Genomic DNA, 13,896 nt, shown 5'->3' with positions numbered 1-13,896 from the left:
ATTGATGCGGGCATGAAACTGTTTCCCCGCCGCCCGGTCCGACTGGAACCGCCACCGGCTGCGCTGCGGCGGATGCGGTGGGTGGCGACGGGCCTGTTGCTGGCCATGGCCATGCTGTTCCTGTTCGCCCGGACGGCGGAGGGCGGGCATCCGGCCTGGGGCTATGTGCGTGCCTTTGCCGAAGCCGCGATGGTCGGCGGGCTGGCGGACTGGTTCGCGGTTACCGCGCTGTTCCGTCATCCGCTGGCGCTGCCCATCCCGCACACGGCGATCATTCCGCGCAACAAGGACCGGATCGCCGATACCCTTGCCCGGTTTCTCAAGGAAAACTTCCTGATTCCCGGCGTCGTCGCGCGCCGAATGCGCAGCATCGACATGGCCGGTGCGGCCGGGCGTTGGCTGACCCAGCCGCCCGGCGCCGCAACGGCGGGGCGGCTGCGCTACGGCGCGTCGCGCCTCGCGGTCGATCTGTTGCAATCGCTGGATCAGGAACGGCTGGGCGGTGTCGTCCGATCCGCCTTGTCCCAGCAGCTGCGGCGGATGGAAATTGCGCCGCTTTTGGGCCAGGCGCTCCACACCGCGATCGAGGACGATCGCCACGTGCCCCTGTTGAACGGCATGATCCGCTGGACGGCCAAGGTGCTGGAAGCGAACGAGCACCTGATCCGTCAGATGGTTCACGAGCGGGCGGGGTCGATTCTGCGCTGGACGGGGCTGGACGAAACGCTGGCCAACAAGATCATCGATGGCCTGACCGGGCTGGTCAACGACATGGCGGACGATCCGTCGCATCCCCTGCGGCACAAGGCGGAGGAGGGGCTGGCCCGGCTGGCCATCGACCTGAAGCACGATCCCGAAACCCAGGCAAAGGTGCAGGCGTTCAAGGCCGAGCTGCTGGACAATCCCGCGCTGGCCGACTGGTGGCAAAGCGTCTGGGACATCCTTCGTGCCCGGATGATCGACATGGCCGGTAATCCCGATGCGATGATGGCGGGCCAGCTGGGCGGCGCGCTTCGTCAATTGGGCGAGACGCTTCAGTCGAACCCCGAACTGGCGCGCACCATCAATCGCTTCATCCGCCGCGCGGCGGTGGGCGCAGCCAGCGATTATGGCGATGCGATCGTCCGGCTGGTATCCGACACGATCCGGGGCTGGGATGCCGACACCATCACCAACCGGCTGGAAAATGCGGTCGGCCGCGATCTCCAGTTCATTCGCATCAACGGAACCCTGGTCGGCGGCCTGGTCGGCCTGGCCATTGACCTGGTCGACACATGGCTGTGACGATTAGCGGAAACGCCGGGATGGCGAATGATCGCACTGGGCTGACGGCTTGGCGGGCAGGGATGCCCTCAATGCCAGTCGATGATCGTCCAGCCGCGCCGTTTCGCCAGCCGGCGAAGCGGCGGGTGCGGGTTCACGGCAAAGGCCTCGTCCGCCAGTTCCAGCATCGGCGCGTCGCTGACATGATCGGAATAGAAACGGATCGACGCACCCGGCCGGTCGATTCCCTGTTCCGCCAGCCACGCCTCGACCATCCGGCGTTTGGCCGGTCCGTAGCAATTCTCGCCATCGACGCGCGGCAGGATATGGTCCCGCTCGTCGCGCGCCGACGGGGTGGCGATGACCCCGTCGAAATCCAGCGCCCGTGCAATGGCTGCGGCATAAAAGCCGAAACTGGCGGTCGCCATGACGGTTCGGTATCCGTCGGCGCGGTCGGCAAGCACCCGCTCATGCGCCTTGGCGAACAGGCCGCGCCGGACGATGTCGGCAGCATAGCTGTCGGCCAGCGCATTGGCCTCGGCGGCGGTCAGGCGCGGGCCGATCACCCATCGCTGGGCCAGTTCCTTCAACCGGGTCCGCGACATCAGGCCCATCCGGTATCCCAGCCCGGCGATCCCCGCCACCGGCAGCAGGATCAGCCGCCACGGGCTGCGGCGCAGCGCGACATGGATCAGGAACGGGGTCCAGGTCGGCCGCCTGGTGATCGTCTTGTCCATGTCCCAGATGGAAAGGCGCGGTGCATCGGGCATGGGCCGGTACATGAAGGCTATCGTCTTGCCGCGCCAGCGCAAATGCCGCATGGGATGCCATCATGAGCGCGCCGGCTGATTTCCGATATGATGCACAGGCGCAGCAATTGTCGCTGACCGGGGACTGGGTGCTCGCCGGCATCGGCGATCTGCCGGACCGGATGGCGGCGGTGACGGGCACGGTGCAGGTGATCGACCTGTCCGGGGTCGATCGCATCGATACCATCGGCGCCTGGGTGGTGCATCGCACCGCGACGGCGCGGGGCGCCCGCATCGACGGGCTGGGCGGCGACCAGCGCCAGCTGTTCGATCAGGTGGCCGAAGCCGACCAGCCGGTGATGATGAAGAATCCCAGCTTGCCGGCGGGCCTCAGGATTCTCGACGAAATCGGCGCTGCGGTGGTGCAGGCCGCTCGGACGATGGCCGGGCTGCTGGGCTTTCTGGGTGCCACCGTCCTTGCCTTTGGCGCGGTGATGGTCAGCATCGTGCGCCCGCCGAACCGGTTCCGCTTCCATGCGACCGTTCAGCGGTTCGAAGTGGTGGGGGTATCCGCGCTCGGCATCATCGGCCTCATGAGCTTCCTGATCGGCATCGTCATCGCGCAACAGGGCGCGGTGCAGCTTCGCCAGTTCGGGGCAGAGGTGTTCACGATCAACCTGGTCGGGCGCATCACCCTGCGCGAACTCGGCGTGCTGATGACGGCGATCATGGTGGCTGGCCGCTCGGGCAGCGCCTTTGCCGCGCAGATCGGCACGATGAAGCTGACCGAGGAGATCGACGCGATGCGGACCATCGGCGTGTCGCCGATGGAGGCGCTGGTGCTGCCGCGCGTGCTCGCGGCGGTGCTGATGATGCCGCTTCTGGGCATGTACGCCTCGCTGATCGCGATCATCGGCGGCGGGCTGCTGTGCTGGATCACGCTGGACATCCCGCCAATCACCTTCATCCAGCGCATCCGCGAGGTCGTTCCGATCACGGACCTGTATGTCGGCCTGGTCAAGGCGCCCGTCTTCGGCGCAATCATCGCCATCGCCGGCTGTTTCCAGGGGATGCTGGTGGAAAGCGATGCGGAACAGGTGGGCAAGCGGACCACGGCGGCGGTGGTTCAGGCGATCTTCCTCGTCATCGTGCTCGATGCGTTCTTCGCGGTGTTCTTCACCTATATCGGGTGGAACTAGGGCATGGCCGACGAGCAGAAACCCATCATCTGCGTGCGGGGGCTGAAGAACGTCTTTGGCGACCAGGTGGTGCATGACGGGCTGGACCTGGACGTTCGCCGGGGCGAGATCATCGGCGTGGTCGGCGGATCGGGTACCGGGAAATCCGTTCTGATGCGGTCGATCATCGGACTGCAGACACCGGTCGAAGGCAGCATCCAGGTATTCGGCGAAGACACGATCGGCCGCGAGGCAACCGAAGCGGTCGAAGTGCGCAAGCGCTGGGGCGTGTTGTTTCAGGGCGGTGCGCTGTTCTCCACGCTGACTGTTGCCGAAAACGTTCAGGTACCGCTGCGCGAATTCTATTCCGGCCTTTCCCAGCAACTGCTGAACGAGATCGCCGGGTACAAGGTGGTGATGACCGGCCTGCCCGCCGATGCCGGGCCGAAATATCCCTCCGAACTGTCGGGCGGCATGAAGAAACGGGCCGGGCTGGCGCGGGCGCTGGCGCTGGATCCCGAACTGCTGTTCCTCGACGAACCGACGGCGGGGCTGGACCCCATCGGTGCCGCGGCGTTCGACGAACTGACGCTGTCGCTGCAACGAACCCTGGGCCTGACCGTTTTCCTGATCACGCATGATCTGGATACGCTCTATGCTATTTGCGATCGGGTGGCCGTGCTGGCCGACAAGCGGGTGATTGCGGTGGGCACGATCGACGAATTGCTGGCCACGGACCATCCGTGGATCCAGACCTATTTCAACGGACCGCGCGGGCGGGCTGCGGTGGCATCGGCCGAACGGGCTGGCGCGACGACGCCCTTGGGGGCATGAGGGGCTGAATGGAAACGCGATCCAATCATGTGCTGGTAGGCGCTGTCGTCCTGATCCTGTTGCTGGTCACCGCGCTGTTCGCGGTTTGGCTGGCACGGCTGAACACCAATACCGCGCGGGAATATGACATCTTCTTCCGCCAGGCCGTCGACGGGATTGCCAAGGGGTCGCCGGTGGTCTTCTCCGGCGTTCCCGCGGGACAGGTCGTATCGATCAACCTGTACAAGCCCGACCCGTCGGTCGTGCGGGTCCGCGTGTCCGTGAACGAGGATGTGCCGATCCTGGTCGGCACGACCGCCGCGATCGAGGGGATCGGCTTCACCGGGGTCAGCCAGGTGCAGCTGCAGGGCGCGACCAAGGGTGCACCGGCGCTGGTCTGTCCCGAGGCGCGCCCGGAAAGCGTCTGTCCGCTGGGGGTGCCTGTCATCCCCACCAAGCGCGGCGGGCTGGGGGCGCTTCTCAATTCGGCCCCGGCCATCCTCGAACGGGTGACGGCGGTGCTGGAACGCGCGAACGAGCTGCTGTCCGACAAGAATCAGGCGCGAATCGGCGCGATCCTGGAAAACACCGAACGGCTGACCGGCGCCTATGCCGATCAGGCCCCGGCGATCGCCCAGACATTGACCGAGACTCAGGCGGCGATCCGTGCCGCGACCCAGGCGGCCAATCAGCTGACCGAACTTGCCGGAACCTCGAACCAGCTGGTCAGCGAGGATGTGCGGCCCGCGCTTAAGAACCTCAATGCCACCATTGCCTCTGCCCAGCGCAGCATGGCCGCGCTGGAGGAGACGATCGGCGACGCGCGTCCCGGCGTCCAGACGCTGACCCGCGAAACCCTGCCAGAGGTCAACCAGCTGGTCGGGGAACTGCGTGAAGCGACGACCAGCATCAATTCGATCCTGCAAAAGGTCGATCGTCAGGGTGCGGCCTCGATCATCGGACGTCGTCGCCTGCCCGATTACGAACCCGAAAAGGAATGATGCCCGTGATCCGCTACGTCCTCATTCCGGCGCTTGCCCTGCCCCTCGCCGCCTGTGTCAGCCTGGGTGGCAAGGCGCCGACGTCGCTGATGACACTGGAGCCGACGGCGCGAATGGCTGCCGGTCAGTCCGTCAATTCGGGCGCGGTCCCCACGATCACGGTCGCCCCGCCGTCCGTGCCCCAGGAAATTGCCGTCAACCGGGTGCCGGTGCGCTCGGACGCCACCACGCTTGCCTATGTCAAGGACGCGCAATGGGTCGAACCGCCGGCCTATCTGTTCCAGCGGTTGTTGTCCGATACCCTGGCGGCGGAGGGCGGGTTCACCGTGCTGACTGCCCGTCAGATTCTGGTCGATCCCGGCGCATCGCTGTCGGGTGAGCTGCGCCAGTTCGGCGTGGATGCTCGCACGAACGAAGCGATCGTCACCTATGACGCGGCCCTGGTGCGAAAGGGCGCGGAATCGATCGAAAAGCGCCGCTTCGAAACCCGCGTGCCCGTGGCTGCGATCGAGGCGGCGGGCGTCGGCGCTGCGCTCAATCAGGCGGCCAATCAGGTGGCGGTCGACGTGGCCCGCTGGGCGGCGGGCCGCTGAGGGCTCAACGTTTCGACGGTCGGACGGCCAACGGCACGTTGCAGATGTCCGCCCCGCCGGCGGGCACGGTGAAAAACGGCGGCTCGCGATTTTCCCTGGTTCTCAGATGGGCGTCGAATCGCGGGTTGTCGGCACTGCGATAGGCATAGGTCGGCCGATCCTCCGCCGCGATATCGCTGGCCAGCCGCACCCGTTCGATGGGCAGGCGTTCGGCAGGATCGGTATAAAAGCCAAGATTGCCCGTGCCTCGGGGCAGGCTGGACAGATGCTCGATGCCCGCGATCACCCGGCCGACCAGCGCGATGTTGCGATCCAGATGCCTCGGGGCATGGCCGATCACTGTGTACAGTTCGGCCCCGGTGCCCGTGCTGGGCGCCAGGCCCCTGGCAACCCCGACCATGGCATAGCAATGCGGCATCCACGCCATGTCCGTCGCCTGGTCGGACCGGTACGGGCCGCTGGCCTGCGGCCAGCCATCGGCGGTCACCCCCGTCCGGCGGGCATAAGGATCGGGCAGGGTCAGCCGCGCGACCGGCCCGCGCGCTGCAAATTCATATTCGGCCGGCGGATTGGCGACGATGCCCGCCGGCAACGGCTTCTGCTCGGTCGCATCGCCCCACTGCGCGACATAATTGTCCTGCACGCGATAGACGCTGGTGCCGTCCCACCAATGCGCCCGGGCGAGCAGGCGGATATTGGCGACGTGAACGGGTGCCCGGTCGGGGGCAAGCCGGATGACCACGCGCCGCCCGCCCGCCAGATCGATGACCAGCAGCTCGTCGGCGGGAATGGCCTGCCAGTCCGCCTCGATCGGATCGGACGGCAACGGCGCGGGCGGCGGCCCGGCGGGCGTCGACTGGGCATACAGGGCGATGGCGGACAACAGGCTCAGCATGGCCAATGGATCGCATGGCCCAACCCGGCTGACAATGCTTGCAGCGCGCGCCCACCCGTTCTAGGGAGCGCAACCTGCCAGGGATGCGGAGCGGTGGCCGAGTGGTCGAAGGCGCTCGCCTGGAAAGTGAGTATACGGCAAAACCGTATCGAGGGTTCGAATCCCTCCCGCTCCGCCATTTTCCAGTTTTCCGGCGTTCGCCAAAGCCCGCAAAATCCTTATAAACCCAAGGAATTGCTGGATAAATTCTCATAAGCGGTTGCGGACGTTCGTCGGTGTTCGAAAAGTAGTGTGGGACTGGGTGTGGGACTGGGGCCGTTCCATAGCCTTCAATCTCAACCAGCCAGATGCTATGATCCGTGAATGGGAAAGCTCACCAAATCGATTATCGAGGGTTTGCAAGAACCAGGTCGGTATCCTGACGGGGACGGGCTTTACCTGAAGGTTTCGCCAAGCGGCGGCAAAAGCTGGATGCTGCGCATTCAGATCAATGGCACGCGGCGCGATATCGGCCTTGGCGATGCTCGTTACGTCCCGGCAAAAACGGCTCGCCTGGAAGCAGCGGCTGCGAAGAAGCTGGCCGCGGCTGGCATCGATCCGCTTGAGGAGCGCCGTAAGGTGGCCAAGGTCGTGCCGACCTTCGAACAGGCCGCCAAGAAGGCGCACGCCGAAATGGTCAAAGGCTGGAAGAATGGCAAGCACACCAAGCAGTGGATCAAGACCCTTGAGCTTTACGCCTATCCCAAGCTCGGCAAGCGCAAGGTCGACAAGATTGATGGGCCACTCATTCGCGACGCGCTTGCCGAGATCTGGCTTGAAATTCCGGAGACCGCGCGGCGGGTAAGGCAGCGGATCGGCACGGTACTGGATTGGTCCTATGCGAACGGCTTCCGCGACACCGAAGCGCCAATGCGCTCAATCTCGAAAGGCTTGCCTCGCCAGCCAAAAAAGACGGGGCATTTTGCTGCCCTTCCCCATGCGGAGGTTCCGGCATTTCTCGTCCGCCTAAGGGCCAAGGAGCTGTCCGCAAGCCAGCTAGCTCTTGAAGCTCTCATTCTCACCGCCGTGCGATCCGGCGAGGTTCGGGGCGCACGCTGGCCGGAGTTGAACGAAGATCTCACACTTTGGAAGATACCGGGCGATCGCATGAAGGCTGGGATTGATCATGTCGTGCCTCTGTCACCCCAGGCGGCGGACGTGTTCAGGCGTGCGAAGGTCCTTCGAGTCGAGGATAGTGACCTCGTCTTCCCGTCCAGCATGTCAGCGACCGTACTTTCGGACATGGCGCTTCTGGAGTTGGTGCGGGGCATGGGGGTCGCAGCCACGGTCCACGGGTTTCGATCGAGCTTTCGCGATTGGGCGGCGGAGGAAACCGACGTGGCCCGCGAAATCGCAGAAGCCGCCCTCGCACATACGCTGGAGAACAAGGTCGAGGCAGCGTATCGGCGGACTGATTTCCTGGCGAAGCGGCGTGCGTTGATGGAGGCGTGGGCGAACCACTGCCTCGGCAACTCTAAGGCTCGCGTCCGGAAGCCAGCTCGCGAAAAGTCTTCCTCGGCCGCCCGCGCCTCCGGGGCATCGGCGTTGCGGAGGCCGGTTCGCGCTCCCGCTCGATGAAAGCTTCTATGCTTGCGCTGATGATCAGGGTGGCGCGCCCAAGCTTTATGATCTCGATCTCACGCGCACCGATCAGCTCGTAGATTTTCGTCTTACCGATACCGAGCAATGCTGCGGCGTCGGCGACCCTTACCGTCAAGGGGCTCGATCGAAGCGCTCGGTCGGATCGCTTGGTCACGGCCGCTGAACACTCTTCTCACGTGCTTTTGCGAAGGCCCGGTCGGTCGACAGGAACGCCGCGAGCATATGCGGGATAAGCTCGGTCACTGGCTCTTCGTTGCCGTAGGTTTCTGCGTAGCATCGAGCGTAGTCGCGAAGCGCCTCGTGAAGGTCGGGTAGCACTGTGATGGCGAGTTTGACCGGTGTGCGATCGGGCAATTTGCCGAGCTTAAGTTCCATGTCAGCCTGCCTTTCCGCGCCACGGTGCGAGGATGAGGTCGCGGGTCACCAGCACGCGCACGGGCGCACCGGGGCGGATCGTGATCGTCGGCTGGATGTCGAGATTTCGCTGAGTGATCTGGTCACCCGCCCGTGCCGTGTTGGATTGCGTGGATTCACGGATCGCCTGCACGAGATCGCTTTCGCCCGAGATCGAGAGCTCCGAGCCGACCCCGAGCAGGGTCGCGATCGCGACGCCCTTCAAAAGCGTCCATGTGTGAAAATCGACCCTGTCGGCGAGCCCCGCATAACCGCCTGCGTCGATCGCCGGCATATTGTCGAGCCCTACCGAACTGCCATCAGGCAGGATCAGGCGCTGCCAGATGACCAACGCGCGCCGCTGGCCGAATGCCACGACGGAGTCATATTTGCCGATCAGTCGGGCACCTTGCGGCACCAGCAGGATGTTCCCCGTCACGGTGTCGAAGACGTTCTGCGTCACCTGCGCCGTGACCATGCCGGGCAGGTCGGAATTGAGCCCGGTGATCAGGCTCGCCGCGATGACGCTGCCGGCAAGTAGGCTGTTCGGCGAGACCTGCGCGACCAGGCCGCCAGAATTGAGGTCGCCGTCCCTGTCGCGCTCGGAAGCGAATTGCTCCTTGCGCGTGCCGGTTACGGTTGGCGCCGTGGGTGCGCCTGGCCCGCTCGCGGCAGGATCGACGTCCAGCGAAACCGGAGCCGCGCGGCTCGATTGCACCTGCGCCATCAATCCCGATTCCCGAGCAGTCTTGAGATCGGCGAGGCGCTGCTGGCGCCCGGCTTCGGCGGCATCGACCCGCGCGGGCGGGACCACGCTCTCAGCCTGCTGCTGTGCCCGCAGGATCGGTCGACCGAGATCGCCGGGGAGCGGCGGTCCAAGCTTCGGCGCGTCGCCATAGCTGGACGGCAGGCCGGAAAGCGCGTCGGACGCCGGCTTCGGCATCGGCTGCGACAGTTCGCTTTCCTGTGCCACCTGCCGGAACACCTGCGGCTTGAGCGCCATCCAGGCGATGCCCATCAGGCTCACGGATCCCAGCGCCGCGATGGCGATGATCGCCCCCTTGCGAAACCGGATCGCACGCGCCGGTCGTGAGCGGATAGCTAGGGTCTCGGGATCGACTTTCGGCGGCAAGCCCGGCGCGGGCGGTGTGGGGGCGGCGACCTCGGTCATGCGCCCCTCCGCTTGGCGGCTGGTGCAATCCGATCGATGCGCACGACCTGCTGCTTCTTGAGGCCAAGCCGAAGTTCGGCAGCGTCGAAGATCCGGTCGATGACATAGAAGCGGCCGCGCAGACGGTAGTTGACCAGTTCGGCCTTGCCCTCGCGGTCCACGACAAACAGCGGCGGAGCCTCGCTGCTTGCCAGCGACGCGGGAAACTCGACATAGGTCTTCGTCCCATCGTCGAATGCGCGCAGCGGACGCCATGCCGGCCGGTCGCCGCGGATCACATAGTTGAACTGCAGCTGCTCGATCGCCAGCCCGCTCGCCACGGGCGCGGCGGCCTGTGCGGCTTGAGCCTTGCGGCGCAGCGCCAGCAACTCGTCCTGCGGATAGATCCACCGCATTGAGGACAACGCCGTCGCCGCCGTGCTGACCAGCCGGACATGATACGCCCGCCTGTCGGTGGTGATGACCAGGTTCGTCAGCAATCCCGCCGAGAACGGCTTAACCAATACGTGCGTCTGCTTGCCATCGCCCGAACCGCTGGTGGTGTCGCCGATGACCCAGCGGGCGGTGTCGCCACTCGCGACCGCGACGAGGTTCTCGCCGGGCTGGAGCATGATGTCGGTGACGAGGCCCGGCGCGGCATAGACCTGGAAGATCGTGCCCTCGCTATAGGGATAGACTTGCGCGCCGCTGACGAACCCGGTCGCGACCGGCTCGATGGTTGCGCTTTGCGTCGCGGTGCGGACCGTCTTCAGCGGCGATGCTGGCCGTTCCTGCGCGAGCACGGGGCTTGGAAGGACGATACCGGCGATCGCCGGCAAGAGAACGAGCTTCATGGATTTGTCTCCTGCGAGTTGGACCGGGTCGGCGCATCGAATTGCGTGCCGAGGGTGGGGTCGAGCGGCGATCCAAGCGGAAGGGTCGGTTCGGGCTGTAGTGCCGGCCGGGCTACGGGCGGCGCGCTGGGCGCCGTGTCGAGTTCGCGGCTCCAGTCGATCGCGTCGACATAGATGCCGAGCGGGTTCTTGCGCAGCACTTCAGCCGAGGCCGGCGGGCGCGTGACCGTGGTAAGGATCGCCGTCCAGCGGCTGGTGCCCGCCTCAGACCCGCGTTCGAACTCCGTCTCCGTCCACTTTACTTGAAAGCTCTTGTCGGACGCCCGCACGACACTCGTGACCTGCACCGACACGGTGCGCTCACCGACATTGGCGAACGGGGACGCTGACCGGGCATATTCGCCGAGAAATTGAGCGCCCCGCTTCGTCGCGAAGTCATAGGCTTCAAGCCAATCCCGGCGCATCAGCACTGGATCCAGCGACACCGATCGGACGTTGGTGATGAAATGAGCGAGGTGCCACGCGACCTGCGGGTCGGTCGGCCGATAGTCGACATCGGCGGCCTGAACCGCGCGTGCTTCGCCAAGGCGGTCGACCTCGACCACATAGGGCGTGACCCGACTCTGCATCGACTGCCACGCGAGACCTGCCGAAGTCCCGGCAGTCAGCAGCAGGCAGCCGAAAGCCATCAGCCGCCAGTTTCGCGCCTGCACCCGCGCCGAGCCAATCCGCTCGTCCCAGAGTTGGCCGGCGCGCTGGTAGGGCGTCTCGGGAGGCGGCGTGCGCCCGTAGCGTTGCACGCTTCGCTTGAAGAACATGGCTCAGTCGTTCCTTTCCTTGATGTCGGGGATGACGGACCCGCCGCCGCGATCGCCCTGGCTCAGCGCATGGATCGCCTGGCCTTGGCGGTGCCGGCTCGTCTGCTGGTCGCGCATCGCGCGTGCCCAGGCAGGCGTTACACCGGTGTCGCCGCCGCCTGCTCGACCCGATGATGGCGCCAAAGAACTTTGGGTTGAGTTCTGGCTGAGGGCATCCCACGCCGCCTGCCGTCCGCCAGCCGCAGCTTCGTTCAGACCGATCGCACCGCTCATGCGCGATCGCGCGACGTTGCCGGCCGCGCGCGCGACGCCGCCGAGCCCCGCACCAACCGAAGGGGTCGGGGCGGTTTCCTTGCCAAGGCTGTAGGCGGCCGATGCCGCAAACCCCATCGCGGTGCCCGAGCGGACCGCACCCAGTGCCACGCCGCCAAGCGCACGAGCGCCGCCGACCGCCGCGCCACCGGCGAGCATCGTGACGCCGGCGGCACCGATGGTCGTGCCGAGTGCAGCGCCTGCACCGAGCTGTGGCGCGCCGGAGACAAGGCCTGAGGCGATCGTGGGTCCGAAGATGCCGAGCCCGAACAGCGACAGGCTGGCCAACACGAGGCTCATCGCCTGGCCGATGTCCGGCTCCTGGCCCTGAAGCGCGTCGGTGAACTCGGTGAAGAAGTTCGAGCCGATGCCGACGATGACTGCGAGCACCATCACCTTGATGCCGGAGGAGACCACGTTCCCGAGCACACGCTCAGCGAGGAAGCTGGTGCGGTTCCACAGGGCGAAAGGAACGAGGATGAAGCCGGCGAGTGCAGTCAGCTTGAACTCGAGGATGCAGACGAACATCTGCACGGCGAGAATGAAGAAGGCGACGATCACCAGCGCCCATGCGAACAAGAGGATCATGATCGTCAGGAAATTGTCGAAGAAGGTCGTGAACCCGACCATCTCGCTCGCTTGGTCGAGCAGCGGCCATGCCGCCGAGAAACCGGTGCCCGCGAGCCGCCCGGGCTTGAGCAGGTCGTCAGCCGACAGCGTGCCGCCGCCGGCGGTCAGCCCGGCCTGGGCGAACGACCGGAAGATGATGTCGGCAAGCGTTGAGAAGCTGTTCAGGATGAAGGCGAACGCACCGACATAAAGGATCTTCTTCAGGAAGCGGCCGATGACATTGTCCTCGCCGCCCATCGCCCAGAACAGGCCGGCGAGCGTGATGTCGATGCCGATCAGCGTCGCGGTCAGGAACGCGACGTCCGGCCCGAGCAGCCCGAACCCACTGTCGATGTAGGTGATGAACGCCTGGAGGAAGCGATCGATGACGTTGAGGTCGTTCAAGGCGGTTCTTCCTACGTTGGTGAAGGGGTGTCGCGGGACGCGGCTGTGGGGCGAAAGGGTGCGGGGTCACACTTTCGCCGCCGCGCCCCGCGACGGCGACCGGCGGCCGGAGTGGGAGCCGTTGGTCGCTGGTGACCGGATCGGGCCGTGCCCGACGGGGCCTAGTCAGGCGTGTCGGCCGAGCCGGAACCGAGAAACTTCTTGGTCGCCGCGCGGGCTTCCGCTGCCTGCGTTGCGCGCCGCGCCTGTTCGACCGCTTCGCTGCGGAACTGAGCCGCCATCATGTGCTGGAGCTGGAACTGCTGCTTGGCCGTGAGCGCGAGGAGCTGGTTGGTCGCCTGATGGGCCTGGAGCGATCCTTCGGCTCCCTGGCTCTTAGCGACGATGTCGGCGAGCGCCTGCGTGTCGGACTGGATGTTTTCGACCACCTGCGCCTGCACCGTCATCGTCTGGCGGAAGGCACCCATGCTGGCATCGAGCCGCGCGCGGGCATCGCGGATGCGGGCATCGGTGCGCAGCGCGGAGGCGAAGTCCTTCGGAAACAACGATTGGAACCTGTCGTCGAGCTGGTCGACCCGGAAGTCGATCGCCTGCGCGCGGCCCATCAGCCGGTCGATCTCGGCGAGCTTGTGCTTCAGCGCGTCGAGCTGCGGGAAATCGATTTTGCTCAGGTTCTTGGCGCTGTTCACCAGCATCTGTGCCTCATTCTGGAGCTGCTGGATTTGCTGGTTGACGCTCTGGAGCGTGCGGGCGGCGGTCAGGACGTTCTGCGCATAGTTGCTGGGGTCGAAGACAAGGCCGCCGAGCTGGGCTTGGGCGGGGATGATCGGTATGATCACAGCGAAGCCCAGCGAGGCAGCTGCAAGCAAGGGCGCGGCAACAGATTTTGCGTGAATGCGGATAGGGGTGCGCATGGATGATCTCCAGGGACTGACATCTTCTCCTGGCAGGGCGGAAGGTGCCTCAGGATTGCCGGGCAGTTTGTCTCATCCAGGCTCCGGAGATCAGTGACCCTTTGGGGAATACTCATCCTCCTTCGGGGCAAGGTGCTCGCCCTGGTCCGTTGAAGGTGGCTTCGACGGATTGCGCGCCATAATCGACACGGGCGCTCGGGCAGACGGTTGTTGCTACTCTCATGGCGAAGCCGACTGCGCGACCATTGCTTTCGAATTCCACTGCAATTCGCTGGGCGACCCCAGCTCCGTCTTCAGGCGAAGGCTAA

At 65.6% G+C, this 13,896-nt stretch carries 15 protein-coding genes and 1 tRNA gene; 7 read left to right on the top strand and 9 right to left on the bottom strand.

The window, feature by feature from the left end; genetic code table 11:
• Positions 1-12 precede the first annotated feature (12 nt).
• Positions 13-1,284: a DUF445 domain-containing protein gene (locus ACPVPU_RS01895; protein WP_448659234.1), complete on the top strand. Its 1,272-nt coding sequence runs from the start codon at positions 13-15 to the stop codon at positions 1,282-1,284.
• Positions 1,285-1,352: 68 nt separating this feature from the next.
• On the opposite strand, the gene ACPVPU_RS01890 is transcribed toward ACPVPU_RS01895, so the two are convergent.
• Entirely contained in the window at positions 1,353-2,084 is a 732-nt protein-coding gene (locus tag ACPVPU_RS01890) for an HAD family hydrolase (RefSeq protein WP_448659233.1), read from the bottom strand.
• 11 nt (positions 2,085-2,095) lie between these two features.
• On the opposite strand from ACPVPU_RS01890, the gene ACPVPU_RS01885 reads away from it, so the two are divergent.
• The 4 genes from ACPVPU_RS01885 to ACPVPU_RS01870 are packed head-to-tail and all read left to right on the top strand — an operon-like array spanning position 2,096 to position 5,597.
• Positions 2,096-3,211, top strand: a complete 1,116-nt coding sequence (locus tag ACPVPU_RS01885; RefSeq protein ID WP_448659232.1) for an MlaE family lipid ABC transporter permease subunit — start codon at positions 2,096-2,098, stop codon at positions 3,209-3,211.
• Positions 3,212-3,214: 3 nt separating this feature from the next.
• Positions 3,215-4,024 carry an ABC transporter ATP-binding protein gene (locus ACPVPU_RS01880; RefSeq protein WP_448659231.1) on the top strand — a complete coding sequence of 270 codons (810 nt, stop codon included), beginning with the start codon at positions 3,215-3,217 and terminating at the stop codon, positions 4,022-4,024.
• Positions 4,025-4,032: 8 nt separating this feature from the next.
• Positions 4,033-5,004, top strand: coding sequence for an MlaD family protein (locus tag ACPVPU_RS01875; protein WP_448659230.1), 972 nt, complete (start codon positions 4,033-4,035; stop codon positions 5,002-5,004).
• Positions 5,004-5,597, top strand: coding sequence for an ABC-type transport auxiliary lipoprotein family protein (locus ACPVPU_RS01870; RefSeq protein WP_448660577.1), 594 nt, complete (start codon positions 5,004-5,006; stop codon positions 5,595-5,597). The genes ACPVPU_RS01875 and ACPVPU_RS01870 overlap by 1 nt, the downstream gene beginning before the upstream one ends.
• A gap of 4 nt (positions 5,598-5,601) precedes the next feature.
• Here ACPVPU_RS01870 and ACPVPU_RS01865 read toward each other — a convergent pair whose 3' ends face one another.
• Positions 5,602-6,492 (bottom strand): peptidylprolyl isomerase, encoded by an 891-nt coding sequence (locus tag ACPVPU_RS01865; protein WP_448659229.1) that lies wholly within the window; start codon positions 6,490-6,492, stop codon positions 5,602-5,604.
• Positions 6,493-6,579: 87 nt separating this feature from the next.
• Between ACPVPU_RS01865 and ACPVPU_RS01860 the strand changes: the two genes are divergently transcribed.
• Both ACPVPU_RS01860 and ACPVPU_RS01855 read left to right on the top strand, forming a co-directional pair.
• A tRNA-Ser gene (locus tag ACPVPU_RS01860) sits at positions 6,580-6,670 on the top strand.
• A gap of 185 nt (positions 6,671-6,855) precedes the next feature.
• Positions 6,856-8,109, top strand: a complete 1,254-nt coding sequence (locus ACPVPU_RS01855) for a tyrosine-type recombinase/integrase (RefSeq protein WP_448659228.1) — start codon at positions 6,856-6,858, stop codon at positions 8,107-8,109.
• Here ACPVPU_RS01855 and ACPVPU_RS01850 read toward each other — a convergent pair.
• The 7 genes from ACPVPU_RS01850 to trbJ all read right to left on the bottom strand — a co-directional run bounded on the left by ACPVPU_RS01850 (position 8,006) and on the right by trbJ (position 13,588).
• Positions 8,006-8,287 carry a helix-turn-helix domain-containing protein gene (locus ACPVPU_RS01850; RefSeq protein ID WP_448659227.1) on the bottom strand — a complete coding sequence of 94 codons (282 nt, stop codon included), beginning with the start codon at positions 8,285-8,287 and terminating at the stop codon, positions 8,006-8,008. The genes ACPVPU_RS01855 and ACPVPU_RS01850 overlap by 104 nt on opposite strands.
• On the bottom strand, positions 8,284-8,508 hold the full coding sequence (locus tag ACPVPU_RS01845; protein ID WP_448659226.1) for a DUF2274 domain-containing protein: 225 nt from the start codon (positions 8,506-8,508) through the stop codon (positions 8,284-8,286). The genes ACPVPU_RS01850 and ACPVPU_RS01845 overlap by 4 nt, the downstream gene beginning before the upstream one ends.
• A gap of 1 nt (position 8,509) precedes the next feature.
• Positions 8,510-9,697 carry a TrbI/VirB10 family protein gene (locus ACPVPU_RS01840; protein ID WP_448659225.1) on the bottom strand — a complete coding sequence of 396 codons (1,188 nt, stop codon included), beginning with the start codon at positions 9,695-9,697 and terminating at the stop codon, positions 8,510-8,512.
• On the bottom strand, positions 9,694-10,530 hold the full coding sequence (gene trbG, locus ACPVPU_RS01835; RefSeq protein WP_448659224.1) for a P-type conjugative transfer protein TrbG: 837 nt from the start codon (positions 10,528-10,530) through the stop codon (positions 9,694-9,696). Before trbG ends, ACPVPU_RS01840 begins: the two co-directional genes overlap by 4 nt.
• Positions 10,527-11,348, bottom strand: coding sequence for a conjugal transfer protein TrbF (trbF, locus tag ACPVPU_RS01830; protein ID WP_448659222.1), 822 nt, complete (start codon positions 11,346-11,348; stop codon positions 10,527-10,529). Before trbF ends, trbG begins: the two co-directional genes overlap by 4 nt.
• 3 nt (positions 11,349-11,351) lie before the next feature.
• Entirely contained in the window at positions 11,352-12,674 is a 1,323-nt protein-coding gene (gene trbL, locus ACPVPU_RS01825) for a P-type conjugative transfer protein TrbL (protein ID WP_448659221.1), read from the bottom strand.
• A gap of 161 nt (positions 12,675-12,835) precedes the next feature.
• Complete coding sequence (gene trbJ / locus ACPVPU_RS01820; protein ID WP_448659220.1) at positions 12,836-13,588, bottom strand: P-type conjugative transfer protein TrbJ; 753 nt, start codon at positions 13,586-13,588, stop codon at positions 12,836-12,838.
• Positions 13,589-13,896: the final 308 nt, after the last annotated feature.

This window comes from Sphingomonas paludis, from assembly GCF_053502515.1.
Note: the sequence above shows the minus strand (reverse complement) of the source record. Positions and strands in the feature narration are given on the sequence as shown.

What these genes read in the sequence shown, in the direction of transcription:
- ACPVPU_RS01890 (WP_448659233.1), bottom strand. Translation starts at nt 2,084, where the DNA reads ATGCGGCATTTGCGCTGGCGCGGCAAGACGATAGCCTTCATGTACCGG.
- ACPVPU_RS01865 (WP_448659229.1), bottom strand. Translation starts at nt 6,492, where the DNA reads ATGCTGAGCCTGTTGTCCGCCATCGCCCTGTATGCCCAGTCGACGCCC.
- ACPVPU_RS01840 (WP_448659225.1), bottom strand. Translation starts at nt 9,697, where the DNA reads ATGACCGAGGTCGCCGCCCCCACACCGCCCGCGCCGGGCTTGCCGCCG.
- trbJ (WP_448659220.1), bottom strand. Translation starts at nt 13,588, where the DNA reads ATGCGCACCCCTATCCGCATTCACGCAAAATCTGTTGCCGCGCCCTTG.
- trbG (WP_448659224.1), bottom strand. Translation starts at nt 10,530, where the DNA reads ATGAAGCTCGTTCTCTTGCCGGCGATCGCCGGTATCGTCCTTCCAAGC.
- ACPVPU_RS01875 (WP_448659230.1), top strand. Translation starts at nt 4,033, where the DNA reads ATGGAAACGCGATCCAATCATGTGCTGGTAGGCGCTGTCGTCCTGATC.
- ACPVPU_RS01880 (WP_448659231.1), top strand. Translation starts at nt 3,215, where the DNA reads ATGGCCGACGAGCAGAAACCCATCATCTGCGTGCGGGGGCTGAAGAAC.
- ACPVPU_RS01885 (WP_448659232.1), top strand. Translation starts at nt 2,096, where the DNA reads ATGAGCGCGCCGGCTGATTTCCGATATGATGCACAGGCGCAGCAATTG.
- ACPVPU_RS01870 (WP_448660577.1), top strand. Translation starts at nt 5,004, where the DNA reads ATGCCCGTGATCCGCTACGTCCTCATTCCGGCGCTTGCCCTGCCCCTC.
- trbF (WP_448659222.1), bottom strand. Translation starts at nt 11,348, where the DNA reads ATGTTCTTCAAGCGAAGCGTGCAACGCTACGGGCGCACGCCGCCTCCC.
- ACPVPU_RS01895 (WP_448659234.1), top strand. Translation starts at nt 13, where the DNA reads ATGAAACTGTTTCCCCGCCGCCCGGTCCGACTGGAACCGCCACCGGCT.
- ACPVPU_RS01845 (WP_448659226.1), bottom strand. Translation starts at nt 8,508, where the DNA reads ATGGAACTTAAGCTCGGCAAATTGCCCGATCGCACACCGGTCAAACTC.
- ACPVPU_RS01855 (WP_448659228.1), top strand. Translation starts at nt 6,856, where the DNA reads ATGGGAAAGCTCACCAAATCGATTATCGAGGGTTTGCAAGAACCAGGT.